General features: G+C 67.6%; 29 protein-coding genes. 20 read left to right on the plus strand and 9 right to left on the minus strand.

All coding sequences use genetic code 11. The features are described from left to right. The first annotated feature begins 24 nt into the window (after nt 1-24). The 6 genes from ACE3QP_RS18755 (at nt 25) to ACE3QP_RS18780 (ending at nt 7,055) form a co-directional block, all read left to right on the plus strand. Nucleotides 25-558 (plus strand): RBBP9/YdeN family alpha/beta hydrolase, encoded by a 534-nt coding sequence (locus ACE3QP_RS18755; RefSeq protein WP_374438153.1) that lies wholly within the window; start codon nt 25-27, stop codon nt 556-558. Further along, the gene (locus ACE3QP_RS18760; RefSeq protein ID WP_374438155.1) at nt 555-1,100 is read left to right on the plus strand and encodes a hypothetical protein; all 546 of its coding nucleotides are present in this window, start codon (nt 555-557) and stop codon (nt 1,098-1,100) included. Before ACE3QP_RS18755 ends, ACE3QP_RS18760 begins: the two co-directional genes overlap by 4 nt. A 19-nt stretch (nt 1,101-1,119) precedes the next feature. Further along, nucleotides 1,120-2,007, plus strand: a complete 888-nt coding sequence (locus ACE3QP_RS18765) for a ParB/RepB/Spo0J family partition protein (protein ID WP_198113321.1) — start codon at nt 1,120-1,122, stop codon at nt 2,005-2,007. Nucleotides 2,008-2,255: 248 nt separating this feature from the next. Next, on the plus strand, nt 2,256-4,178 hold the full coding sequence (locus tag ACE3QP_RS18770; protein WP_374438157.1) for a PrkA family serine protein kinase: 1,923 nt from the start codon (nt 2,256-2,258) through the stop codon (nt 4,176-4,178). A 13-nt stretch (nt 4,179-4,191) separates the two neighbouring features. Then, nucleotides 4,192-5,445, plus strand: a complete 1,254-nt coding sequence (locus ACE3QP_RS18775; protein ID WP_198113381.1) for a YeaH/YhbH family protein — start codon at nt 4,192-4,194, stop codon at nt 5,443-5,445. Between the two features lie 107 nt (nt 5,446-5,552). Beyond that, nucleotides 5,553-7,055 (plus strand): SpoVR family protein, encoded by a 1,503-nt coding sequence (locus ACE3QP_RS18780; protein WP_374438211.1) that lies wholly within the window; start codon nt 5,553-5,555, stop codon nt 7,053-7,055. A gap of 18 nt (nt 7,056-7,073) precedes the next feature. Here ACE3QP_RS18780 and ACE3QP_RS18785 read toward each other — a convergent pair whose 3' ends face one another. The 3 genes from ACE3QP_RS18785 to ACE3QP_RS18795 are packed head-to-tail and all read right to left on the minus strand — an operon-like array spanning nt 7,074 to nt 9,175. Continuing rightward, the gene (locus ACE3QP_RS18785) at nt 7,074-8,459 is read right to left on the minus strand and encodes an FAD-binding oxidoreductase (protein WP_374438159.1); all 1,386 of its coding nucleotides are present in this window, start codon (nt 8,457-8,459) and stop codon (nt 7,074-7,076) included. Nucleotides 8,460-8,483: 24 nt separating this feature from the next. Then, nucleotides 8,484-9,023 carry a protein tyrosine phosphatase family protein gene (locus tag ACE3QP_RS18790; protein ID WP_374438161.1) on the minus strand — a complete coding sequence of 180 codons (540 nt, stop codon included), beginning with the start codon at nt 9,021-9,023 and terminating at the stop codon, nt 8,484-8,486. After that, nucleotides 9,020-9,175, minus strand: coding sequence for a hypothetical protein (locus ACE3QP_RS18795; protein WP_374438163.1), 156 nt, complete (start codon nt 9,173-9,175; stop codon nt 9,020-9,022). Before ACE3QP_RS18795 ends, ACE3QP_RS18790 begins: the two co-directional genes overlap by 4 nt. Before the next feature lie 102 nt (nt 9,176-9,277). On the opposite strand from ACE3QP_RS18795, the gene ACE3QP_RS18800 reads away from it, so the two are divergent. Further along, the gene (locus ACE3QP_RS18800) at nt 9,278-9,553 is read left to right on the plus strand and encodes a hypothetical protein (RefSeq protein WP_374438165.1); all 276 of its coding nucleotides are present in this window, start codon (nt 9,278-9,280) and stop codon (nt 9,551-9,553) included. A gap of 1 nt (nt 9,554) precedes the next feature. Here ACE3QP_RS18800 and ACE3QP_RS18805 read toward each other — a convergent pair whose 3' ends face one another. Further along, nucleotides 9,555-10,151, minus strand: coding sequence for a lysophospholipid acyltransferase family protein (locus tag ACE3QP_RS18805; RefSeq protein WP_374438167.1), 597 nt, complete (start codon nt 10,149-10,151; stop codon nt 9,555-9,557). A 57-nt stretch (nt 10,152-10,208) separates the two neighbouring features. Between ACE3QP_RS18805 and ACE3QP_RS18810 the strand changes: the two genes are divergently transcribed. Next, nucleotides 10,209-10,802, plus strand: coding sequence for a cob(I)yrinic acid a,c-diamide adenosyltransferase (locus tag ACE3QP_RS18810; protein WP_374438169.1), 594 nt, complete (start codon nt 10,209-10,211; stop codon nt 10,800-10,802). After that, a complete protein-coding gene (locus tag ACE3QP_RS18815) occupies nt 10,799-12,025 on the plus strand; it encodes a DEAD/DEAH box helicase (protein ID WP_374438171.1) in 1,227 nt (408 codons plus the stop codon). Before ACE3QP_RS18810 ends, ACE3QP_RS18815 begins: the two co-directional genes overlap by 4 nt. 47 nt (nt 12,026-12,072) lie before the next feature. Here ACE3QP_RS18815 and ACE3QP_RS18820 read toward each other — a convergent pair whose 3' ends face one another. Next, a complete protein-coding gene (locus tag ACE3QP_RS18820) occupies nt 12,073-13,056 on the minus strand; it encodes a helix-turn-helix transcriptional regulator (protein WP_374438172.1) in 984 nt (327 codons plus the stop codon). 109 nt (nt 13,057-13,165) lie between these two features. Here ACE3QP_RS18820 and ACE3QP_RS18825 point away from each other — a divergent pair, with 109 nt between their 5' ends. Then, nucleotides 13,166-14,224 (plus strand): hypothetical protein, encoded by a 1,059-nt coding sequence (locus ACE3QP_RS18825; RefSeq protein ID WP_374438173.1) that lies wholly within the window; start codon nt 13,166-13,168, stop codon nt 14,222-14,224. A gap of 24 nt (nt 14,225-14,248) precedes the next feature. Here ACE3QP_RS18825 and ACE3QP_RS18830 read toward each other — a convergent pair whose 3' ends face one another. The 4 genes from ACE3QP_RS18830 to ACE3QP_RS18845 all read right to left on the minus strand — a co-directional run bounded on the left by ACE3QP_RS18830 (nt 14,249) and on the right by ACE3QP_RS18845 (nt 16,380). Further along, entirely contained in the window at nt 14,249-14,434 is a 186-nt protein-coding gene (locus ACE3QP_RS18830; RefSeq protein ID WP_374438174.1) for a hypothetical protein, read from the minus strand. Between the two features lie 107 nt (nt 14,435-14,541). Continuing rightward, nucleotides 14,542-15,210, minus strand: coding sequence for a PolC-type DNA polymerase III (locus tag ACE3QP_RS18835; RefSeq protein WP_374438176.1), 669 nt, complete (start codon nt 15,208-15,210; stop codon nt 14,542-14,544). Further along, complete coding sequence (locus ACE3QP_RS18840; protein ID WP_374438178.1) at nt 15,207-15,521, minus strand: nucleotide pyrophosphohydrolase; 315 nt, start codon at nt 15,519-15,521, stop codon at nt 15,207-15,209. The genes ACE3QP_RS18835 and ACE3QP_RS18840 overlap by 4 nt, the downstream gene beginning before the upstream one ends. A 238-nt stretch (nt 15,522-15,759) precedes the next feature. After that, a complete protein-coding gene (locus ACE3QP_RS18845) occupies nt 15,760-16,380 on the minus strand; it encodes a phenylacetic acid degradation protein PaaY (protein ID WP_374438180.1) in 621 nt (206 codons plus the stop codon). Nucleotides 16,381-16,561: 181 nt separating this feature from the next. Here ACE3QP_RS18845 and ACE3QP_RS18850 point away from each other — a divergent pair, with 181 nt between their 5' ends. From ACE3QP_RS18850 to ACE3QP_RS18895, 10 genes are read left to right on the plus strand one after another with little or no spacing between them, the layout of a single operon-like run. Further along, a complete protein-coding gene (locus ACE3QP_RS18850) occupies nt 16,562-17,359 on the plus strand; it encodes an enoyl-CoA hydratase-related protein (protein WP_374438181.1) in 798 nt (265 codons plus the stop codon). Continuing rightward, on the plus strand, nt 17,349-17,795 hold the full coding sequence (gene paaI, locus ACE3QP_RS18855) for a hydroxyphenylacetyl-CoA thioesterase PaaI (protein WP_374438183.1): 447 nt from the start codon (nt 17,349-17,351) through the stop codon (nt 17,793-17,795). The genes ACE3QP_RS18850 and paaI overlap by 11 nt, the downstream gene beginning before the upstream one ends. 3 nt (nt 17,796-17,798) lie before the next feature. Next, entirely contained in the window at nt 17,799-18,800 is a 1,002-nt protein-coding gene (gene paaA, locus ACE3QP_RS18860) for a 1,2-phenylacetyl-CoA epoxidase subunit PaaA (protein WP_374438184.1), read from the plus strand. Further along, entirely contained in the window at nt 18,797-19,084 is a 288-nt protein-coding gene (gene paaB / locus ACE3QP_RS18865) for a 1,2-phenylacetyl-CoA epoxidase subunit PaaB (RefSeq protein ID WP_374438186.1), read from the plus strand. The genes paaA and paaB overlap by 4 nt, the downstream gene beginning before the upstream one ends. Then, nucleotides 19,084-19,860, plus strand: coding sequence for a 1,2-phenylacetyl-CoA epoxidase subunit PaaC (paaC, locus tag ACE3QP_RS18870; protein ID WP_374438188.1), 777 nt, complete (start codon nt 19,084-19,086; stop codon nt 19,858-19,860). Before paaB ends, paaC begins: the two co-directional genes overlap by 1 nt. Further along, on the plus strand, nt 19,860-20,351 hold the full coding sequence (gene paaD / locus ACE3QP_RS18875) for a 1,2-phenylacetyl-CoA epoxidase subunit PaaD (protein WP_374438189.1): 492 nt from the start codon (nt 19,860-19,862) through the stop codon (nt 20,349-20,351). Before paaC ends, paaD begins: the two co-directional genes overlap by 1 nt. Beyond that, the gene (paaE, locus tag ACE3QP_RS18880; RefSeq protein WP_374438191.1) at nt 20,348-21,427 is read left to right on the plus strand and encodes a 1,2-phenylacetyl-CoA epoxidase subunit PaaE; all 1,080 of its coding nucleotides are present in this window, start codon (nt 20,348-20,350) and stop codon (nt 21,425-21,427) included. The genes paaD and paaE overlap by 4 nt, the downstream gene beginning before the upstream one ends. Beyond that, a complete protein-coding gene (locus ACE3QP_RS18885; RefSeq protein WP_374438193.1) occupies nt 21,424-22,005 on the plus strand; it encodes a TetR/AcrR family transcriptional regulator in 582 nt (193 codons plus the stop codon). The genes paaE and ACE3QP_RS18885 overlap by 4 nt, the downstream gene beginning before the upstream one ends. A gap of 32 nt (nt 22,006-22,037) precedes the next feature. Further along, the gene (locus ACE3QP_RS18890) at nt 22,038-22,433 is read left to right on the plus strand and encodes a VOC family protein (protein WP_374438195.1); all 396 of its coding nucleotides are present in this window, start codon (nt 22,038-22,040) and stop codon (nt 22,431-22,433) included. Beyond that, complete coding sequence (locus ACE3QP_RS18895) at nt 22,430-22,966, plus strand: GNAT family N-acetyltransferase (protein WP_374438196.1); 537 nt, start codon at nt 22,430-22,432, stop codon at nt 22,964-22,966. Before ACE3QP_RS18890 ends, ACE3QP_RS18895 begins: the two co-directional genes overlap by 4 nt. The last annotated feature ends 228 nt before the right edge of the window (nt 22,967-23,194 follow it).

Here is a 23,194-nt window from a genome sequence, read left to right on the forward strand (position 1 = left end):
TCTCCGTCCCCCAACGCCCCTTCCGTGCTGCTGCTGCCCGGTTGGCTGAATTCGGGCGAAGGACATTGGCAGACGCTCTGGGAGTCTTACTTCGGCGACCTGCGCGTGCAACAGCACGACTGGAACACACCGCGCCGCGGCGACTGGATGGCGCGCCTGGACGAGGTGCTGCTCGACCAGCCCCGCCCCGTGCTGCTGGCCGCCCACAGCCTGGGCTGTCATCTGGTGGCCGCCTGGGCCGCGCACAGCCGGCACACCGCCAAGGTGGCCGGCGCCCTGCTGGTGGCCCCGCCCGACCCGGCCCAGGACGACTGGCCCGCCGCCCTGCGCCCGAGCTGGAACGAACCGGTGCTGCAGCCCCTGCCCTTCTCGGCCCTGCTGCTGCACAGCAGCGACGACCCCTTCGACCGCGCCGGCCGTGCGCCCGCGCTGGCCCAGGCCTGGGGGGCGCGCTGCATCAGCCTGGGTGCTTGCGGGCACGTCAATGCCGACAGCGACCTGGGCCTGTGGCCGCAAGGGCGCTCGTACCTGCGCGGGCTGCTGGGAACCGCGCCATGAAGTACGACGCGGACAACGATCCGCTGTGGCTGCAACGGCCCCGCACCGAGCGCGCCATCCGGATCGGTTTCTACCTGGTCGTGCTGCTGCTCTTCTGCCTCCTGATGGGCCCGATCGGCGTCCTGCCCTGGCTGTTCCTTGTGATGACGGCCGGCAAATTGATGGAGCGCTTGCTGTCGGCCCTGTGGCGCGAGGGCACTCGCCTGCCCATGCGGCACCGCCAGGGCAAGCACTACGCCTTCGCCGGCCATGCGCTGGACGTGCACGACGACGGCCGCGACTGCTGGGTCGACGAAACCTCGGTGCGCCGCCTGCTCGGCCTGCAGAAGGATCCCGCGTTCAAGGCCCGCTTCCCCAATCAATGGCGCGAAGCCCATGAACTCGGACTCAAGGGCCAACTGCTGTGGATCAAGGTCAGCGCCCTGCACCAGCACTTGGGCGAGGCTGCCGAGCGCATGGACCCCAAACGCCTGAAGCTGCGCGCCTACCTGGACCGCGAGATCCTGCAGCCGGCGGCGCGCCGCCGCGAACGTTCGCTCTAGCGCGGTCTAATCCGCCCCCATGGCGACCAAACGACCCAAAGGCCTCGGCCTCGGCCTGGATGCATTGCTCGGCCCCAAGGTGAGCGACAGCCCAGCCCCCGCTGGCCAACCCAGCACCCTGCGCGTCAACCAGCTGCAAGCCGGCAAGTACCAGCCGCGCACGCGCATGGACGAGGGTTCGCTTTACGAACTGGCCGAGAGCATCAAGAGCCAGGGCGTGATGCAACCGATCCTGGTGCGGCCAGTAGGCCCGAACCGCTACGAGATCATTGCCGGCGAACGGCGCTTTCGCGCCAGCCAGCTCGCCGGCCTGACCGAGGTGCCGGTGCTCGTCAAGGAAGTGCCGGACGAATCGGCCGCCGTGATGGCGCTGATCGAGAACATCCAGCGCGAGGATCTGAACCCGCTGGAAGAAGCCCAGGGCCTGAAGCGGCTGGTCGACGAGTTCCAGCTCACGCACGAGCAGGCCGCCCAGGCCGTGGGCCGCTCGCGCACCGCCGCCACCAATCTGCTGCGCCTGCTGCAATTGGCCGAGCCGGTGCAGAACCTCTTGATGGCCGGCGACCTGGACATGGGCCACGCCCGCGCCTTGCTGGCGCTGGACGGCGCGCATCAGATCACCACCGCGCACGAGGTGGTGGCCAAGAAGCTCAGCGTGCGCGACACCGAAAAGCTCGTCGCCCGCCAGGCCGCCGGACGGCAAAAACCCCTGCTGCGCGTCAAGCACGAGAAGCCGCGCGACCTGCTGCGGCTGGAGGAAGAGCTGTCCGATCTGCTCGCCAGCCAGGTCGAGATCCGCGTGCTCAAGAGCGGCCGGCGCGGGCAGTCGGGCGAGTTGGCGATTGCGTTTGGTTCGCTGGATGCGCTGCAGGGCGTGATCGAGCGGCTGCGGGCTGGCTCCGCTTGAAGCGCTAGTCACTCCCCCGGCCCGAAGTCGCGCTTCGCCAAACCGCAGTCAACGCGGCAGGGCGCGCGTCGGGAGACACGCGCCCCATCCATCGCTCCTCCGCACACCCTGGTCGGGTGTCATCGCCGGCACAAGCGCGCCGCGCCCATTTGATGCATGATGGGCTCAACGGTTTTGCTTGGACGCCGCATGGGCTGTGTGCCCGGTTTCAGCTCACACCCCATGCCGCCTGGACACAGGAGGATGCGATGGATGTGATCAGCCACTTCGCGGCGCGCTATGAGCGCACCAAGGTCGAGGAACTCACGATCGAGGAGTACCTGGCCGAATGCAAACGCAACCCGCTGGCCTACGCCACGGCGCCCGAGCGCATGCTCAAGGCGATCGGCGAGCCACAGATGATCGACACGCGCAACGACCCGCGCCTGTCGCGCATCTTTCAAAACAAGCTCATCAAGATCTATCCGGCCTTTGCCGAGTTCTACGGTCTTGAGGATGCGATCGAGCAAGTGGTCGCTTACTTCCGCCACGCCGCGCAAGGCCTGGAAGAGAAGAAGCAGATCCTCTACCTGCTGGGCCCGGTGGGCGGGGGCAAGAGCTCGATTGCCGAGCGGCTCAAGCAGCTGATGGAGCAGGTGCCCTTCTACGCCATCAAGGGCTCGCCGGTGAACGAATCGCCGCTCGGCCTGTTCGATGCCGTCGAGGACGGCCCGGTGCTGGAAAAGGAATACGGCATTCCGCGCCGCTACCTGAATCGGATCATGAGCCCCTGGGCCGTCAAGCGGCTGGAAGAGTTCGGTGGCGACATCCGCCAGTTCCGCGTCGTCAAGCGCTACCCCTCGGTGCTCAAGCAGATCGGCGTGGCCAAGACCGAGCCAGGTGACGAGAACAACCAGGACATCTCCAGCCTGGTCGGCAAGGTCGACATCCGCAAGCTCGAAACCTTCGCCCAGGACGACCCCGACGCCTACAGCTTCAGCGGTGGCCTGTGCCTGGCCAACCAGGGCCTGCTGGAATTCGTGGAAATGTTCAAGGCGCCGATCAAGGTGCTGCACCCGCTGCTGACCGCCACCCAGGAAGGCAACTTCAAGGGCACCGAGGGCTTCGGTGCGATCCCCTTCGACGGCATCATCCTGGCGCACTCGAACGAAAGCGAGTGGAAGAGCTTCCGCAACAACAAGAACAACGAAGCCTTCCTGGACCGCATCTACATCGTCAAGGTGCCCTACTGCCTGCGCATCACCGAAGAGATCAAGATCTACGAGAAGCTGATCCGCAACTCCTCGCTCGCCGCCGCGCCTTGCGCGCCCGGCACGCTGAAGATGATGGCGCAGTTCGCCGTGCTCACGCGCCTGAAGGAGCCCGAGAACAGCTCGCTCTACAGCAAGGCCCTGATCTACGACGGCGACAACCTCAAGGACACCGACCCCAAGGCCAAGTCCCTGCAGGAGTACCGCGACTACGCCGGTGTGGACGAAGGCATGGCCGGCATCAGCACCCGCTTCGCCTACAAGATCCTCTCCAAGGTCTTCAACTTCGACAGCCAGGAGGTAGCCGCCAACCCGGTGCACCTGATGTACGTGCTGGAGCAGCAGATCGAGCGCGAGCAGTTCCCGAAGGAGGTCGAGGAGAAGTACGTCGGCTTCATCAAGGAGGTGCTGGCGCCGCGCTATGCCGAGTTCATCGGCAAGGAAATCCAGACCGCCTACCTGGAGAGCTACAGCGAGTACGGCCAGAACCTGTTCGACCGCTACGTGACCTACGCGGACTACTGGATCCAGGACAGCGAGTACCGCGACACCGACACCGGCGAGGTGTTCGACCGCGCCGCGCTGAACGCCGAGCTGGAAAAGATGGAGAAACCCGCCGGCATCGCCAACCCGAAAGACTTCCGCAACGAGATCGTCAACTTCGTGCTGCGCGCGCGCGCCAACAACCAGGGCAAGAACCCCAGTTGGACCAGCTACGAGAAGCTGCGCGCCGTCATCGAAAAGAAGATGTTCAGCAACACCGAGGACCTGCTGCCGGTCATCAGCTTCAACGCCAAGGCCAGCGCCGAAGACGCGAAGAAGCACGAGAACTTCGTGCAGCGCATGGTGGACAAGGGCTACACGGCCAAGCAGGTGCGGTTGCTGTGCGAGTGGTACCTGCGCGTGAGGAAGTCCAGCTGAGGAGAAGGCCTTGCTGCAGTCCATCATCGATCGGCGCCTGTCAGGCAAGAACAAGTCCATCGGCAACCGCGAGCGCTTTCTGCGCCGCGTGAAGGAGCAGGTCAAGGACGCCGTGCGCCGCGCCATCGATGGCCGTTCGATCAAGGACATCGAGAAGGGCGAGGACATCCGCATCCCGAAGAAGGACCTGAGCGAGCCGACCTTTCACCATGGCGAGGGCGGCACGCGCGAAATGGTGCGGCCGGGCAACAAGGAATTCGTCAAGGGCGACCGCAGCCCCAAGCCGCAGGGCGGCCAAGGGCAGGGCGGCGGCTCGCAGGCCAGCGACAGCGGTGAGGGCGAGGACGACTTCGTCTTCCACCTCAGCCGCGAGGAATTCATGGAGGTCTTCTTCGAGGACCTGGCCCTGCCCCACCTGGTGCGCACCGAGCTGACCGAACAGCCCGAGTGGAAGACCCACCGTGCCGGCTTTGTGAGCGACGGCTCGCCCACCAACTTGCATGTGGTGCGCAGCATGCGCGGGGCGCTGAGCCGGCGCATTGCGCTGGGCATGGACAAGCGCCGCCGCCTGCAGGAGCTGGAGGAGGAGCTGGAGCGAGCGATGGAGCCGCGCCGCACCGAGGTGCTGGCCGAGATCGCCGAGCTCAAGCGCCGGCTTGAAGCCATTCCCTATCTGGACCCGATCGACCTGCGCTTTCGCAACCGCGTGCGCGTGCCGGTGCCCAGCACCAATGCGGTGATGTTCTGCCTGATGGACGTCAGCGGCAGCATGGACGAAGGCCGCAAGGACCTGGCCAAGCGCTTCTTCATCCTGCTCTACCTGTTCCTGACCAAGCATTACGAGAAGGTCGAGCTGGTCTTCATCCGCCACCACACCCAGGCGGCCGAGGTGGACGAGCAGAACTTCTTCCACGCCACCGAAACCGGCGGCACCGTGGTCAGCAGCGCGCTGGTGCTGATGGATGAAATCCAGAAGGCGCGCTACCCGGCGAGTCAATGGAACATCTATGGTGCGCAGGCCAGCGATGGCGACAACTGGCACCACGACAGCAGCCGTTGCAAGGAGATCCTGCAGACCCAGATCCTGCCCATGTGCCGCTACTTCGCCTACGTGCAGGTGGCCGAGCCCGAGCAGAACCTGTGGGATGAGTACAGCCAGCTGGCCGACGAGGTGCCGCACTTCGCGATGCGCAAGGCCACCGCGGTGAACCAGATCTACCCCGTGTTCCGCGACCTGTTCCGCAAGGAAGGGCGTGCCGCGGCATGACGACGGAGCTCAACGCCATGGGTTCGCTGGAAAACCGCCGCCACCTGAGCACCGGAGCAGACCGCCACGAATGGGGCGGCCGGCGCGTGCCGCCCCCCCTGCAGGAAATGAAGCCCCTGAGCCAGCGCCCCACCCAACCCCTGCCCAGCCCGAGCGACTGGAGCTTCGAGCTGATCGAGCAGTACCACGAGGTCATCCGCGCCACCGCCGAGCGCTACGGCCTGGACACCTACGCCAATCAGCTGGAGATCATCAGCGCCGAGCAGATGATGGACGCGTATGCGAGCGTGGGCATGCCGGTGAACTACCGGCACTGGAGCTATGGCAAGGAGTTCATCGCCACCGAGCGCAACTACAAGCGCGGCCAGATGGGCCTGGCCTACGAAATCGTCATCAACTCCGACCCCTGCATTTCCTACCTGATGGAGGAGAACACCCTGGCCATGCAGGCCCTGGTGATAGCCCATGCGGCCTATGGCCACAACAGCTTCTTCAAGGGCAACTATCTGTTCCGCATGTGGACGGATGCCTCCAGCATCATCGACTACCTCGTCTACGCGAAGAAGTACGTGGCGCAGTGCGAGGAGCGACATGGCGTGGATGCCGTGGAGCAGGTGCTGGACAGCTGCCACGCGCTGATGAGCCATGGCGTGGACCGCTACCGCCGCCCGGCCAAGCTCTCGCTGGCGCAGGAACGCGCCAAGCTGGAAGAGCGCGAGAACTACATGCAGCGCCAGATCAACGACCTCTGGCGCACGCTGCCCCGCCGGGCCGAGGAAGAAGAGAAGGAAGTGCGCCGCTTCCCGGCCGAGCCGCAGGAAAACATCCTCTACTTCATCGAGAAGAACGCCCCGCTGCTGGAGCCCTGGCAGCGCGAGATCGTGCGCATCGTGCGCAAGGTGGCGCAGTACTTCTACCCACAGCGCCAGACGCAGGTGATGAACGAGGGCTGGGCCACCTTCTGGCACCACCGCCTGCTCAACCAGATGTATGACGACGGCTACCTGGCGGACGGCATGATGATCGAGTGGCTCAGTTCGCACACCAATGTGGTGATGCAGCGCCCCATGCAGCCGCTCAACCCCTACGCGCTGGGCTTTGCGATGTACACCGACATCAAGCGCATCTGCGAGGCCCCGACGGCCGAGGACCGGGAATGGTTCCCCGACATGGCCGGCGCGCCCTGGCTGCCCACGCTGCAGCACGCCATGCGCAACTTCAAGGACGAAAGCTTCGTGGCCCAGTACCTGAGCCCGAAGCTGATGCGCGACTTCCGCCTCTTCTCGGTGCTCGACGATGAGACCGAGAAAGACTACCTGATCAGCGCCATCCACGACCCCGAGGGCTACCGCCATGTGCGGCAGGTGCTGGCCTCCAACTACGACCTCGGCACGCGCGAACCCAATATCCAGGTCTGGAACGTCAACCTGCGCGGCGACCGCGGCCTGACCCTGCGCCACACCCAGCACCAGAACCGCCCGCTGGACAAGAGCGCGCTGGAAGTGCTCAAGCATGTGGCGCGGCTCTGGGGCTTTGGCGTGCAGCTGGAATCGGTGAACGGCAAGGACGAGGTGGTGCAGCACTTCAGCGTGCCCGGACCGGCGGCCTGAAGAGCCTGATCGGGCCCTTCAGCCCTGGCGGTTGAAGATCTTGCCGGGGTTCATCACCCCATGCGGGTCGAGCGCCGCCTTGATGGCACGCATGGCCGCCACCGCCGGCGCGCCCGCTTCCTGCAGCAGAAAACCCTGCTTGTGCAGGCCCACGCCATGCTCGCCGCTGCTGGTGCCTTCCAGCGCCAGCGCGCAGGCCACCAGCTCGGCCGCCAGGGCCTCGGCGCGGGCCAGTTCCTCGGGGCGCTGCGGGTCGATCAGGTAGCCGATGTGGAAATTGCCGTCGCCCACATGGCCGACGATGAAATGGGGCTGGCCCGCGGCCTCAGCGGCTGCCACCGCGGTCTCCACCGCTTCAGCCAGGCGCGAGATCGGCACGCAGACATCGGTGGTCAGGCAGCGGCAGCCGGGGCGGCTTTGCAGCGCGCTCCAGTAGGCGTGGTGGCGGGCGCGCCAGAGCTTGCTGCGCGCCTCGGGCGTTTCGGCCCATTCGAACTGCAACCCACCCTGCTCGGCCGCGCAGGCCTGAACGGTCTCGATCTGCTCGCGCACGCCGCTGGCGCTGCCGTGGAACTCCAGCAGCAGCAGCGGCGCTTCGGCCAAGCCCAGCCCATCGTGCGCATTGACGGCGCGCACCGCGTGCACGTCCAGCAACTCGCAGCGGGCAATGGGCACACCGCACTGCACCAAGGCGATGGTGGTGCGCACGGCGGCGGCGACGCTGGGGAACTGCACCGTCGCGGCTGCCACCTGCTCGGGCAGCGGGTGCAGCTTCAAGGTCAGCTCGGTGATGACGCCCAGCGTGCCCTCGCTGCCCACCAGCAGGCGCGCCAGGTCGTAGCCGGCACTGCTCTTCTTGGCACGGCTGCCGGCCTTGACCAACTGCCCCGGCGGCAGCACCGCGTGCAGGCCCAGCACGTTCTCGCGCAGGGTGCCGTAGCGCACCGCATTCGTGCCGCTGGCGCGCGTGGCCGCCATGCCACCCAGGCTCGCGTTGGCGCCGGGGTCGATGGGGAAGAACAGGCCCTGGTCGCGCAAGGCCGCATTGAGCTGCTCGCGCGTCACGCCTGGTTCCACTGAACAGGTCAAGTCCTCGGCATCGATGCGCAGGATGCGGTTCAGGCGCATCAGGTCCAGGCTCACGCCACCGTGCACCGCCAGCACGTGCCCTTCCAGCGAGGTGCCCGCACCAAAGGGAATCAACGGCACCCGCTCTTGATGGCACCAGGCCACCAGGGCGATGACGTCCTCGACCGACTCGGCAAACAGCACCGCCTCGGGTTCGGCCGGGGCGTAGAAGGATTCGTCGCGGCCATGGCTGGCGCGGTCGGCTGCACGCTGGCTCAGGCGCTCGCCAAACAGGGTTTGCAGAGCGGTCTGCTGTGCGGGGCTGAGGCGGTTCATGGCCGCGATTCTTGCGGCCAACGCCTAAAGCGGCTCAAAGCCGTGACCAGCCCGGCGCAGCGCAGAGCGGATCAGCTCCATCCAGGTCCGGTTGGGGCTCCAGACACGCGACAAGTCGGCCCAGGCGGCCTCCGCGGGCTCCTGCCGCCCCAGCACCCGGTGTAGGAACACCAGGCTGCTGCCACGGAAGTTGACCTGGCAGTGCACCAGCACCTTGCGCTTGTTGCCGCGCCAGCCGGACAGAATGCCCAGCACCTCGTCCACCTGCTCCAAGGTCGGGCGCTCCCAGACCATGGGCACATTGACGAACTCAATGCCCTGGCTGCGCAGCCACTCGGGTTCCTGCGGCACGGCATCGCCGACCGTGGGCGGCGCCAGGTAGATCACCGCGTCAAAGCCCAGCGCTCCCAGGCGCTGCAGGCTCGCCGGCTTGGGCTGGCCGGAGCACACCAGATCGGGGGCCACCTGCAGCACGTTCGGGGCCTCCAGCCCGGGCTCGGCCCGCACCGGCGCAAGGGCCAGGCTGGGCAGCACCGCCAGCAGCCGGCGCCGTCCCAGGCTCACCGCTTGTCCTTCTTGCTGCGCGCTGCCTCGGCCTTCGTTGGCGCCTCCGGCTTGGCCGGCGCCTGATCGCCGATGACGGACTTCAGCGGACAGACGGAAAAGACTGGGCACTTGCGGCACCCAGCCACCACCGCGATCGGACAGACTTTCATGGCCAGGCTCCAATTCAGGATGAAAGCGGCCATTCTGCGGCCGGCTTGCCAGCCCGGGCGCACGGTGCCAGCATGGCGGCGTCAATCCATGGAGCAGGGCGCATGACTTCGGAACTGCCTTCTGGCATTTGGTTACTGGGTCTGGCCATCGGGCTGGCACTCTTGTGGGCGCTGTGGACGGCCTGGTCCGGCGGTTGGCTCAAGCGCTGGCTGGGCGATTGGTCGCTGCAGGCCAGCCGCAAATTCAGCCAGCCCAGCGCCCAGGTAGAGCCGCCCGAAGTGCACCGCGCCCATGAGGTGGCGGGCGACGCGCACAAACCCACCAGCGGCAAGCCCACCGCACCCGCACGCCACCGCAGCGGGCAGCGGCACAGCTGAATCACTGCGGATCGAACAGGTCTTCGCGCAGGCCCTTGTAGGGCGCGTAGAAGGCGCGCAGGCGCGCCACGTCGCCTTCCAGATCGCCGCTGGGCCACAGCACAGGTCCCAGACCGATGCGCTTGCCGCCGAAGTCCAGGTAAGTTGGCAGGATGGGTAGGCCGGCGCCTTCGGCGATCCGGTAGAAGCCTGTCTTCCACTCGCGCACCCGGCTGCGTGTGCCCTCGGGGGCGATCAGCAGTTGCAGGCTGCCCTCGGCCTGCTGCAGCGCCGTCACGCTGGCCGCCACCAGGTTGCCGCGCTGTTCGCGCTGCACGGCGATACCACCCAGCCAGCGCATCAGCGGCCCCCAGGGCCAGCGAAAGATGCTGGCCTTGCCCATCCAGCGCACATTGAGGCCGAAGGCAAAGCCCGACATCAGCATGTACGGCATGTCCCAGTTGCTGGTGTGCGGCGCCGCGATCAGCACGCAGCGCTGAGCTTCGGGAGGCAGGCTGCCTTCCAGGCGCCAGCCCTTGAGCCGCAAAAAGCCGCGTGAAAAGGCCCGCATCAGGGGTTGGATCACCGGGGTGGTGAAGATGGTGCGCTGAAGCTGCATCCCCCGCAGTGTCGCCGCGCTGGCAAGATGCTGGCCCCCTTTCGCGCTTCCAAGACCATGGGCAACCGCCTGACGCAAATCGCCACCCGCACCGGAGACGACGGCAGCACCGGCCTCGGCGACGGCCGCCGCGTGGCCAAGAACCACCTGCGCATTGCCGCGCTGGGCGATGTGGACGAACTCAACTCCCAGCTCGGCGTGCTGCTCTGCGAGCCCTTGCCCGAGGCCGTGCGGGAACTGCTCATCGTCATCCAACACGAGCTCTTCAACCTGGGTGGCGAGCTTTCCATGCCGGGCTACAGCCTGCTCAAGCCCGAGGCCGTGCTGCGCCTTGATCAGGCGCTGGAAGACCACAACGCCACCCTGCCACGCCTGAAGGAATTCATCCTGCCCGCCGGCACCCGCAGCGCCGCGCTGGCCCATGTGGCCCGCACCGTGGCGCGGCGCGCCGAGCGCGCGGTGGTGGCCCTGACCGCGGCCGAGGAAGCTGGCCAGGTCAACGACGCCCCACGCCAGTACCTGAACCGCCTCTCCGACCTGCTGTTCGTGCTGGCACGGGTGCTGAACCGCGCCAATCTGGATGGTCTGGGCGGCGACGACGTGTACTGGAAGAGCGAGCGCCTGGCCCGCTCCGAGGCAGAAGACGCTTGAGCACCTTTGCCGAACTGGGCCTGCAGCCCGCACTGGTGCACGCTGCCCGCCAAGCGGGGCTGGACGAGCCCACCCCGGTGCAGGCTGCCGCCATTCCTGCCGTGCTGGCCGGGCGCGACCTGCTGGCCCTGGCCGAGACGGGCTCGGGCAAGACCGCCGCCTACGCCCTGCCTCTGCTGCAGCGCCTGCTGCAAAGCGAAGCAGGCCGCGACCCCCGCGCCCTGGTGCTGGCCCCCACGCGCGAGCTGGCGGTGCAGATTGCCGAGACCCTGCGCGAGTTGGCCGGCACGCTGCCGCAGCGCATCCGGGTGGCGCTGCTGCATGGCGGCGTTTCCATCAACCCGCAGCTGATGGGCCTGCGCGGCGGCACCGACTGCGTCGTGGCCACACCCGGGCGCTTGCTGGATGTCATCGACCACAACGGCTTGGGCCTGGACGCGGTGCAGATGCTGGTGCTGGACGAAGCCGACCGCCTGATGGCCAGCGGCTTTGAGGACGAGTGGCAGGCCACCGAAGCCCTGCTGCCGCGCCGGCGCCAGAACCTGCTGGTCAGCGCCACCCTGCCAGCACCGCTGCAAGCCATTGCCGAGGCCTTGCTGCAAGATCCCCTGCGCGTGGACCTGGCCGCCCTGCCCACGCTCTTGAGCCAGCGCACCATCCAGGTCGATGCCGCGCAGCGCGGCCCGCTGCTGCGCCACTTGCTGAAGAGCGAGGACTGGTCGCGCGCCATGGTCTTCGTGGCCAGCCGCCATGCGGCCGAGCATGTGGCCGACAAGCTGACGCACCACGGCGTACAGGCCGCCGCCCTGCACGGCGAGCTCAGCCAAGGGGCCCGGCGCGACCTGTTGGCCGCGCTGAAGAGCAACCAACTGCGCGTGTTGGTCTGCACCGACCTGGCCGCCCGCGGCCTGCATGTGCCGGGCTTGAGCGCCGTCATCAACTTCGACCTGCCCCGTGCCGCGGCCGACTACACCCACCGCATCGGCCGCGCCGGCCGCATGGGCCAGGCCGGCGTGGCCTTCAGCTTCATCTGCGCCGACAGTCCGACCAATGCCGAGTCGCACTTCCGCCTGATCGAAAAGCGCCAGGGCCAACGCGTGGCGCGCGAACAGATCGCCGGCTTTGAACCCGAGGTCCTGGCCAGCGAGGCCACCGCGACCGGGGGCATCAAGGGCAAGCGCCCGAGCAAGAAGGACAAACTGCGCGCGGCCGGCCTGCGCTGAGACTGGACACAAACTGGACACAAGCAGGCCCGGCGCGGCCTGCAAGGCTAAAGCTGAGCCACCGCCGCGCGCAGGCGCTCTGCAAAGGCGCGCGCCAGCCCGGCCGGTGCCAGCACCTGCACCTGGCCGGCGTGGCGCAGCAAATCCATCAGCAGTTCCGTCTTGTCCACATAGGGCAGGCGCAGCAGCAGGCTGCCGTCGGCCGCGCGTTCAGCCTGCTGCTTGGGGTGCCATTCCTCCTGCGCCACCCAGGCCGCGGCCTCAGGGCTGAAACGCAGCTCGGCCCACTGCTCGGTGCCACCGGCAAAGATGCCGTAGCCACGGTCCAACTCGGCCTCCAGGGTCTTGAGCGGCAGGCGCTGGGCCTTGGCCTCGAGCAAGCGGGCTGATTCCATCGCATCCAGCGCAAAGCGGCGCAGGCCGGCGCTGCGGTGGCACCAGGCATCCAAATACCAGGCATGGCGGTAATGCACCAGGCGCTGGGGTGAGAGTTCGCGCATGTCGGGCGGGCCGCCCTGGGTACCGCCGCTGCGCTTGCGGTAGCCGATCTCCAACCGCAGGCCCTTCAGCACCGCGCTGCACACCAGCTCGAAGTGCGCCGACTTGCTGCGCCGCCGGGCGGTGCTGATGAGCTTGACGCGGCGCTGCAGCTCGCGTGCACCGGCTTCGTCCAGCCCCAGCATGGCGTGGATGCGCTCAAACATCGGTGCCAGGTGGCGGCCCAGCAGTTCGCCCTCGTCCAGGCCGGCCAGCATCTGGTGCAAGGTCAGCAGCGCATGCAGCTCGTGTTCGCTGAGCCACACGCCCGGCAGCTCGTGCTTGGTGCCGCGCCAGCTTTCCTGCCCGAAACGGTAGCCATTGGACTGGGCGTCGTACTCGATCGGAGCATTCAAGCGCTCACGCAGGTATTGCAGATCGCGCTTCAAGGTGGCGCGCGAAACCTCCAGTTCGGCCAGCAGCGTGTCAATGTGCACGCAGCCGCGCGAACGAATCAGCATCTCGATCTTGTAAAAGCGCTCGCTGCGGTCCATTGTTCAGGGTAAGTGCTGATCTGGAATTTTTTCCAGTATCGCAGGTGGCTCACGTCATGAGCCACCTGGTTGGCAGACTGTTCGACATCAACCCTTGTTGGAGACCGTCATGCACAAGCCCAATGCCCTGCGCCGTGTCCTGCCCGCCGAGCCGCAAACCGATCTCCTGTTTGAAGACAGCGCGCTGCCGGTGCTGCCGCTGCCACGCAGTGCCGAGGCGGTTTCCGACCCCGCCGGCTGGCAACTGGGTTACGACCATGCACTCCACCATGTGGCCCTGCCGGCCGCGCACCTGCACCCGGCCTCGCCGCTGTTCCAGGGCTTCCATGCCGCGCTGCAGACCGGCACCTCGCCGCGCCAGCGTGAAGTGGCCGCCGGCACCCGCAGCTGGCTGGCCCTGCGCCTGCAGGCCTGGCAGGAAGGCCTGCCCTTCGAAGACCAGCTCCTCACCCCCCATTACCTGCGCCAGCTGCGCCGCAGCCACTGCCCGGTCACCCGCGCTGCGCTGCACGATGAGCTGAACCATCCGCAACAGCGCACCTGGGCCCGCCTGCGCCAGGACCTGGGCTATGCCGCCGGCCACCTGGTGCAGTTGGGCCGCACGGCCGCGCTGGCCCTGGCTGGCCGCACCGCACACCAATTGCAGGCCACGGCGGAGCGCCTGGCGCAGCAGGGCGGCAGCGAAGCCGGCCTGGACGACGCCGCCTGGGCCCGCCTGGCCGCGCTGGTGCGCCTGGTGACGCCGCAAGACGGCCGCCTGGACCCCCTGCCCGTGCTGCCGCCCAACCGCCTGCGCCTGTTGAACCCGCAGCAGGCCCTGCAAGCCTGGGTGGGCCGCCAGCTCGCCCTGAGCGGCTGGGCCGCGCGCGGCACCGCCTTGCACGACGCCCTGCCCAGCGTGCCCGCCCGCCAGGCCGCCCATGCCCTCTGGGCGGCGCTGGCGCCCCACGCGCTGCGTCTGCCCCAGCATGACGGCGTTGAGCTGCTGTGGCGGCTGGAGGACCTGTGGTGCGAGGCACGCGTGCAGCGCCGCTGGGTGGAACTGTTGCAAACCCTGCGCGGCGTGGACCTGGAAGCCCTGCTGCTGAAGCTGCCGGCACCGGCGGGCTGCCATGTGGAGCACCATGCCGAAGAAGGTGCCACCGAAGGTTGGGTGGAACTGCACTGAAGCTAAGGGCTTCAGCCAGCCGGGTCAGCCGGGAAGCCCCCCACTGAGGCGCTCAATGCGCCCGTCCTGGGACTGCAGTCCGATGTGGTAACCCTGCCGCATGTAGAACTGCGCCCAGCTTTCCGCCGCGGCGCGGTTGGGCAGCCAGGGGGCGGACTTGTCCACCACCATGCGCATGCCTTTGCGCTCATAGAAGACCAGTTTCCACATCCCATCGGGACGGGCGGTGCCAAGACGGTTTCCCATAGCCGTGCAGTAATCAGGGCCCGCAATCTATCAAAACGTAACCGTCCCGGTGCCCCGCTGGGTCTTGCTGCTCATAACAAGCATTCGCCCAATACCAAAGACTTGGCATGGGCGCGCGCGGCCCGGGGCCACTGCGCGAAGGGCAGGGCCTGCAGGCGGTCCGCGAGCGCGAAGTTCACGGGGGCACCGCCCAGCTCGGACCCAAGGTGGTGCACGATGTCCTGGCGCATTTGCAGCCACAGCAGGGCCGTCGTCATGGCATCGGCCAGCGCCCGGTGGGCACGCCCCTGGGGCTGCAGCCCATGGAAGCTGGCCAGCGTGCCCAGCTTGCAATTGGCGGCCTGCGGGTACAGCCGGCGTGCCAGCTTGACGGTGCACAGGCGCGGCGGCTCGGCATGGGCGGCGCAATCGGCGCGCAGCATTTCGTCGCGCCAGAACTGGGCGTCAAAGCCGGCGTTGTGTGCCACCAGCGGGCAGGGTGGTTGACGCTCCGCCAGCTCCCGCATCACCGTGGCGGCCGGGTTGGCCGCCTCTAGCATCCGGTTGCTGATGCCGGTCAGGCGCTCGATGAAAGGCGGAATCGGCACGCCGGTGTGCATCAGGCTGCTGTACTGGTCCACCACGTCATCGCCGCGCACCCAGACGACCGCGACCTCGGTGGCGCGGGCACCTTGCTTGGGGGCCATGCCGGTGGTCTCGAAGTCCACCACGGCCAGCAGTTCACTGTCCTTCCAAGTCATGGCGCCGGGTACTTCTGGGCGTTGCGCTGGATCTTGGCTTCGCAGGCGGCTTCCAGGTCGATGCCGGTTTCTCTCGCCAAGTGCAGCAAATACATCAGCACATCGGCCATTTCATCGGCCACCTGGGTGCGGCCGGGCTCGTCATGCGTCAACCGGCGGGATTGGTCGGGGTCCAGCCACTGGTAGCACTCCACCAGCTCGGCCACTTCGACGCTGAGCGCCATCGCCAGGTTCTTGGGGTTCAGGTAGGGGGGCCAGTCGCGTGCGGCCGCGAAGGCGAGCAAGCGCTGCTGCCAGGCGGAAAGGTCCATGTTTTTTGCGGGCAAAGGGGTGGGAAGTTCGGTCTTGCTATTCACATTGACTTTTAGATTCTTAAATTAGTGTTCGTAGTAGAGGCTGCCAGAAACTGTGGACAAGTCAAAAAACCGAATCCTGACAAGCAGTTGATGCCTGTTTGAGGCTGTGGGCGGAGGGCCTGTGCCGCTGCACCCAAAACGACAACAACTTCAAAAAACGGCCCCGGCCTGTGGATAAGCCCTTGCTTGTTCTTCAGCCATCCACAGGCTTGTCCCGGCCGGCGGCTTCCAGCTTGGGGGCGACTTCGAAATCAGGCAGCGGCGGTCGGTTGGGCTCGGCCTCAGGCAGGGGTTGCACCTCGCGCAGCGATTCCAGGCAGCGCTTCGTCAGTTGTTGATAAGTGGCCGTGCCGGCGGCCTTCCAGGCCATTTCCTCCGCCCGCAGCGGGCGCAACACCTTGGCCGGGCTGCCAACGATGAGGTGCTCGGCCGGCAGTTGCTGGCCGGCGGCCACAAAGGCATGTGCCGCCACGATGGCGCGCGCGCCCAGCACCACCTCGTCCATCAGCACCGCGTTCATGCCCACCAGCGCGCCCTCGCCCACCCGGCAGCCGTGCAGGATGGCGCCGTGGCCGACATGGCCGTCGCGCTCCACCACGCAGAGCTTGCGCGGGAAGCCGTGCAGCACGCAGCAGTCCTGCACATTGGCGCCTTGGTGGATCTCGATGCGACCGAAGTCGCCGCGCAGGCTGGCGTTTGGGCCGATGTAGGCCTCGGGCCCGATGTGCACGTCGCCAATCAGCACGGCGGTTGGGTGCACATGGGCGGTGGGGTGGACGACGGGGATCACACCGTCGATGGCATAGCAGGGCATGGGGTTTCCTGATGGCGGTCAAACAAGCTCGCCGTATGATCGACCGACCGGTCGGTCAGGCGTTTGGAACAGATCCAAGCATCGCACCGTCCACCGCCTGTCCCCAGCCCATCCACCTGTTGTCCCGCCCGTGCACAGAGGCTTTGCACAGCCTTGTCCACAGGCCTTCGGAGCCCCGCCCATGGCCGACCCGCAGATCCTGATCGAGCGCGAAGAGAACATCGCCATCCTGCGCCTGAACCGCCCGCAGGCGCTGAACGCCTTCACCGCCGACATGCTGGTGCAGATCCGCGAAGCGCTCGACCGCCTGGGTGCCGATGTGGGCGTGCGCGCCATCCTGATCACCGGCGAGGGCCGCGGCTTTTGCGCCGGGCAAGACCTCTCCGACCCCTTCGTGGCGCCCAACCCTGGCGGCAAGCCCAAGGACATCGGGCACCTGATCGACCACTACTACATCCCCATGGCCCTGTCGCTGCGCGACTGCCGCGTGCCCACGGTCTGTGCGGTGAACGGCGTGGCCGCCGGTGCGGGCATGAGCCTCGCGATGGGCTGCGACCTGGTCTACGCCAGCGATGCCGCCGTCTTCGTGCTCGGCTTCAACAAGATCGGTCTGATCCCGGACTGCGGTGCCACTTGGCTGCTGCCACGCCTGGTGGGCCGCGCCAAAGCGATGGAAATGGCGCTGCTGGGCGACAAGCTCAGCGCCACCGACGCCGAACTGCTGGGCCTGGTGGCCCGCACCGTGCAGGCGGACCAGCTCTTCGGCGCTGCCAAGGCCGCTGCCCTGCGCCTGGCCAGCCTGCCCACCCGCGCCCTGGTGGAAACGCGCCGCCTGTTCGACGCCGCCCAGCGCAGCGAGTTCGAGCCCGCGCTGCGCGCCGAAAGCCGCGCCCAAAGCCAGCTCGGTTTTGCGCACGATTACTCCGAAGGTGTGGCCGCCTTCATGCAAAAGCGGCCCCCCCAGTTCGATGACCGCTGAGCAGTTGGCCCAAGCCGTGGCCGAAGCCATGTGGGCGCAAGACCGCGCCTCGCAGGCGCTGGGCATGCAGCTCGAAGCCGTAGCCCCCGGCACGGCGCGGCTTTCCATGCCTATCCGCGCCGACATGCTGAACGGCTTCGCGCTCTGCCATGGCGGTCTGATCGGCACCCTGGCCGATTCCGCTTTTGCCTTTGCCTGCAACAGCGGCAACCAGCTCACCGTGGCCTCGGGCTACAGCATCGACATCGTGGCCGGCGCGCGCGAAGGCGATGTGCTCACAGCCAAAGCCCAGCGCAAGGCGGCCACCGGCCGCACCGGCTTGTACGACGTGCAGGTGCACAACCAGCGTGGCGAGTTGATCGCCGAGTTCCGCGGCCGTGCCTATCGCTTGAAGGACCGCCGCGTGGTCCCCGAACTTCCCGTGTCAGGAGACTGATCCATGTACACCCAATCCCTGAGCCTGGAACAGGAAGCCAAGCTGGCTGCCGCCACGGCCGAAGACCAGGCGCGCGAGGCCGCTTTTGAAGCCCGCATCGACGCCGGCGATTACATCGAGCCCAAGGACTGGATGCCGGCGCACTACCGCAAGACCCTGGTGCGCCAGATCAGCCAGCACGCGCATTCCGAAATCGTCGGCATGCTGCCCGAGGGCAACTGGATCAGCCGCGCGCCGACGCTCAAGCGCAAGGCGATTCTTCTTGCCAAGGTGCAGGACGAGGGTGGCCACGGGCTGTACCTCTACGCCGCAGCCGAAACCCTGGGCACCAGCCGAGACCAGATGCTGGACGCCCTGCACAGTGGCAAGGCCAAGTACAGCTCGATCTTCAATTACCCCACCGTCACCTGGGCGGATGTGGGCGTCATCGGCTGGCTGGTGGATGGCGCGGCCATCATGAACCAGGTGCCGCTGTGCCGCTGCTCCTACGGCCCCTACGCCCGCGCCATGATCCGTGTCTGCCGCGAGGAAAGCTTCCACCAGCGCCAAGGCTACGAGAGCCTGCTGGTGATGATGGAGAAAGGCACCGAGGCCCAGAAGGCCATGGTGCAGGACGCCGTCAACCGCTGGTGGTGGCCGTCTCTGATGATGTTCGGCCCGCCTGACAGCGAGAGCCTGCACAGCGAGCAGAGCATGCGTTGGGGCATCAAGCGCAACAGCAACGACGACCTGCGCCAGAAGTTCGTCGACGCCACCGTTGACCAGGCCAAGCTGCTCGGCATCACCCTGCCCGACCCCGACCTCAAGTGGAACGAAGCACGCGGCCACTGGGATTTCGGCACCATCGACTGGCACGAGTTCTGGCGCGTGGTGGGCGGCGACGGCCCCTGCAACCGCGAACGCCTGGCCACACGGGTGCGCGCCTGGGACGAAGGCCAGTGGGTGCGTGATGCCGCCCTGGCCCATGCCCGCAAGCAAGCCGATCAACACAAGGAAGCAGCATGAGCACCAATGAATGGCCCCTGTGGGAAGTCTTTGTGCGCGCCAAGAGCGGCCTGGACCACAAGCACTGCGGCAGCCTGCATGCACCCGATGCCGCGATGGCCGTGCAGATGGCGCGCGAGGTCTACACGCGCCGCCAGGAAGGCGTGTCGATCTGGGTGGTGAAGAGCGAGCACATCGTGGCCAGCGACCCCGGTGAGAAGGGCCAGCTCTTCGACCCGGCGGATGACAAGGTCTACCGCCACCCGACCTTCTACAAGCTGCCCGCTTCCGTGGACCACATGTGATGAAGCTCAGCAATTCCCTGCAACAGCGCTACCTGCTGCGCATCGCCGACGCCGCGCTGATCCTCAGCCAGCGCAACAGCGAGTGGTGCGGCCATGGCCCCATCCTGGAAGAGGATCTGGCCCAGGCCAATATGGCGCTGGACCTGCTGGGCCAGGCGCGCGCCCTGCTCACGCATGCCGGCGCGGCGGATGGCCTGGACGAAGACCAGCTCGCCATGCTGCGCCTGGAGCACCAGTTCCTGAACCCCGTGCTGTTCGAACTGCCGCACGCGGTGGATAGCCGCCGCCCCGGCGACTTCGCCTTCACCGTGGTGCGCAACTTCCTCACCGCGGCCTGGTTCAACTTGCTATGGACCCAGCTGCTGGACAGCCGCGACACCGAGCTGGCCGCCATCGCCGAGAAGTCGCTCAAGGAAGCCCGCTACCACCTGCAGCACAGCGCCGACTGGTGCGTGCGCCTGGGCGACGGCAGCGCCGAATCGCAGGCCCGCATGCAGGCCGCGCTGGAGCGCATCTGGCCCTATCTGGGCGAGCTGTTTGAAAGCGACGAGGTCGATGCGGCCGCAGAGGCACAGAAGCTGGGCCCGGCCTGGGCCAGCCTGCAGGCCGAATGGCGCGCCCTGGTCGAGCCCGTGCTGGCCCGCGCCACGCTCAAGCTCCCCAAGGACCGCCCGAACGCCCACCGCGGCCGCCACGGCGCGCACAGCGAACACCTCGGCCACCTGCTGAGCGACATGCAATACCTGCAGCGCGCCTACCCGGGCGGCACCTGGTGATGAACCTCGTGCAGTCGCGCCGCGATGCCGCCTGGGCCGTCCTGCAGACCGTGCTGGACCCCGAGGTGCCGGCGCTCTCGCTGGTCGAGCTCGGCATCGTGCGCGAGCTGCGCGAGGACGAAGACGGCGGCTTCACCGTGGTGCTGACGCCCACCTACAGCGGCTGCCCGGCCACCGAGCTGATCGAGGCCGACGTGCGTGCCGCGCTGAAAGACTTTCAGCCCCTGCGCATCGAGCAGCGCCGCAGCCCGGCCTGGACCACCGACTGGATCAGCGAGGCCGCGCGCGAGAAGCTGCGCCAGTACGGCATCGCCCCGCCCAGCGGTACGGCGGCCGTCACCCAGCCCCTGCGCCTGCACGAGTCCATCCCCTGCCCGCGCTGCGGTTCGCCCAAGAGCGAACGCCTCTCGGCCTTCGGCTCCACCGCCTGCAAGGCGCTCTACCGCTGCACGGCCTGCCGCGAACCCTTTGAATATTTCAAGCCCCTATGAGCCTCCATTTCCATGAGCTGAAGGTCGCCGCGGTCGAGCCCGATACCGAAGAGGCGGTGATCGTCCGCTTCGACGTCCCCGCCGAGTTGCGCGAGGTGTTCGCCTTCACCCAAGGCCAGTACCTGACCCTGAGAGCGATGGTGGACGGCGAAGACCTGCGCCGCAGCTACTCCATCTGCGCCGGCATCGACGACGGCCTGCTGCGCGTGGGTGTGCGCAAGGTGGCGGGCGGCAGGTTCTCGAACTGGGTCAACAAGCAACTCAAGGCCGGCGACACCCTGCAGGTCTTCCCGCCCCAGGGCCGCTTCTTCGTGCCGCTGGCGCCGGCCGAGGCGCGGCACTACCTGGGCATCGCCGGGGGCTCGGGCATCACGCCCATCCTGTCCATCATGAAGACCGTGCTGGCGCGCGAACCCAAGAGCCGCTTCACGCTGCTGTATGGCAACCGCCGCGTCAACTCGACCATGTTCAAGGACGAGATCGAGGACCTGAAGAACCAGCACATGGGCCGCCTGGCCATCCACGCCGTGTTCAGTGACGAGGCGGTCGAGTCCGACCTCTTTGCCGGCGTGATGAACCGCGACAAGGTCGCCGCCTTCCTCAACACCCTGGTGCCGCCGGCCAGCATCTCGCACGCCTTCATTTGCGGCCCCTACCAGATGAACGATGAGGCCGAGGCCGCGCTGCGCGCCGCAGGCGTGGCCGAGGAGCGCATCCACATCGAGCGCTTCGGCACGCCCGAGATGCAGCAGGGCAAGCCCGCCCCGCACGAGATCAAGGCCGGCGATGTGGCCCAGGCCCAGGTCACCGTCATCCGCGACGGCTTCACCCGCGTCATCGAGGTGCTGGCCTCCGACCCCAGCCTGCTCGACGCCGCCGCCCGCGCCGGCATGGACGTGCCTTATTCCTGCAAGAGCGGCGTGTGCTCCACCTGCCGCTGCAAGGTGCTGGAGGGCGAGGTGCGCATGGACCGCAACTTCGCGCTGGAGAAGCATGAGCTGGCGGCTGGGTTTGTGTTGGCGTGCCAGGCGCATGCGTTGACGCCGACCGTCACCCTCAGTTTTGACGAACGGTGAATACACCCAACCCCCGCGAGCAAGACATCCTCGCCGTCTCCGCCCGGCTGTTCGCCCAGAACGGCTACCCCGGTACCGCGATGAGCCAGGTCGCCCAGGCCTGCGGCCTGAGCAAGCCCGCGCTCTACCACTACGTGCCCGACAAGGCCGAGCTGCTGGCGCGCATCTGCGAGGCGCATATCGAGAAGCTTGCCGCCCTGGTGCGCGAGGTGCGCGCGCAGCACCTGGAGCCCGAGGCGCAGCTGCGAGCGCTGGTGGCGCGCTTCCTGGCCGTCTACACCGCGGCGCGCCACGAGCACCGCGTGCTCACCGAAGACCTGAAGTTCCTGCCCGAACCGCGCCAGCAGCGCGTGCGCGAGCTGGAGCGCGAGGTGGTGAACGGCTTTGCCGCCGCGCTGGCCGCGCTGCGCCCGGGCCTGGAAACCGCCGGCCTGGCCAAGCCGGTCACCATGCTGCTGTTCGGCATGATCAACTGGACCTACACCTGGCACCGTCCCGAGGGTCCGGTGAGCGACGCGCAGCTGGCCGAGGTGGTGGCCCAGCTGCTGCTCGGCGGCCTGCCCGCCGTCTCCGCCTGAAGCCACCCCAACTCACACACAGGGAGAAGACCATGCTCGACCACATGACCTTTCGCGTCGCCGACCTGGCGCGCAGTACCGCCTTCTACGCCGCCGCACTCACGCCGCTGGGCTACACGCAGGGCCCGAGCTTCGAGTTCGACGGCCAGTCTATGCAGGGCTTCATCCACGACGGCAAGCTCGACACCTGGCTGATCCAGGGCCCCTCGCCCTTTGGCGGCGCGCCCTTCACCACCGCCTGCCACCTGGCCTGGCGCGCGGCCACCCGGGCGCAGGTGGATGCCTTCCACGCTGCCGCGCTGGCGGCCGGTGGGCGCTGCAACGGCGCGCCGGGCCTGCGCCCGCACTACCACCCGAACTACTACGGCGCCTTTGTCATCGACCCCGACGGCAACAACATCGAAGCCGTCTGCCACGAGCCCGCATGACCGCGACCACCCTGGTGCGCCGCCTCGGCGCCGACGATGCCCCCGCCTACCGGGCTCTGAGCCTGCGCGCCTACGCCGAGCACCCGGACGCCTTTACCGCCACGGTGAGCGAACGCGCCGCCCAGCCCATGAGCTTCTGGCTGGCCCGCGCCAGCGAAGCCCCCGATGCCCCGGAGTGCGTGTTTGGCGCCTTTGCCGATGGCGTGCTGGTGGGCAGCGCCGGCCTGGAGTTCGAGAACCGGCCCAAGACCTGCCACAAGGCCCTGCTGTTCGGCATGTACGTCGCCCCCGAGGCGCGCGGGCTGGGGCTGGGGGCGGATCTGGTGCATGCGGTGCTGGCGGCGGCGCGTGAGCGGGAGTGGGTGCGGGTGGTGAGGCTCACCGTGACCGAGGGCAATGCGGCCGCTGAGTCTCTGTATGCCCGCTGTGGCTTCAAGCGCTTTGGTGTGGAGCCGATGGCGATGCGGGATGTGGAGACGGGGCAGTTCTTTGGGAAGGTGCATATGGCTTGCGTGCTCGGAGGCTTGGCTTGAGCGTTCTTGCGTTGCAGCCCGCAGGGGCTTCACCCCTGCACCCGACCCGCATTTCTTTGCTGCGCCAAAGAAACGCGGGGCAAAGAAAGGCGCTCAAGAACACAGTCGCCCTAGGGGCGAACTGTGACGGCGGTGCTTGGGCTCACACTGACACGAGCCCCCATCTGACTTCGACGGTCAGGACAACGAAGGCGCCCGGGGTACCGGTCGTCCCTGGCACCCAGGACC

The sequence above is a fragment of the Inhella sp. genome (assembly GCF_041912635.1).
GTDB lineage: Bacteria > Pseudomonadota > Gammaproteobacteria > Burkholderiales > Burkholderiaceae_C > Inhella.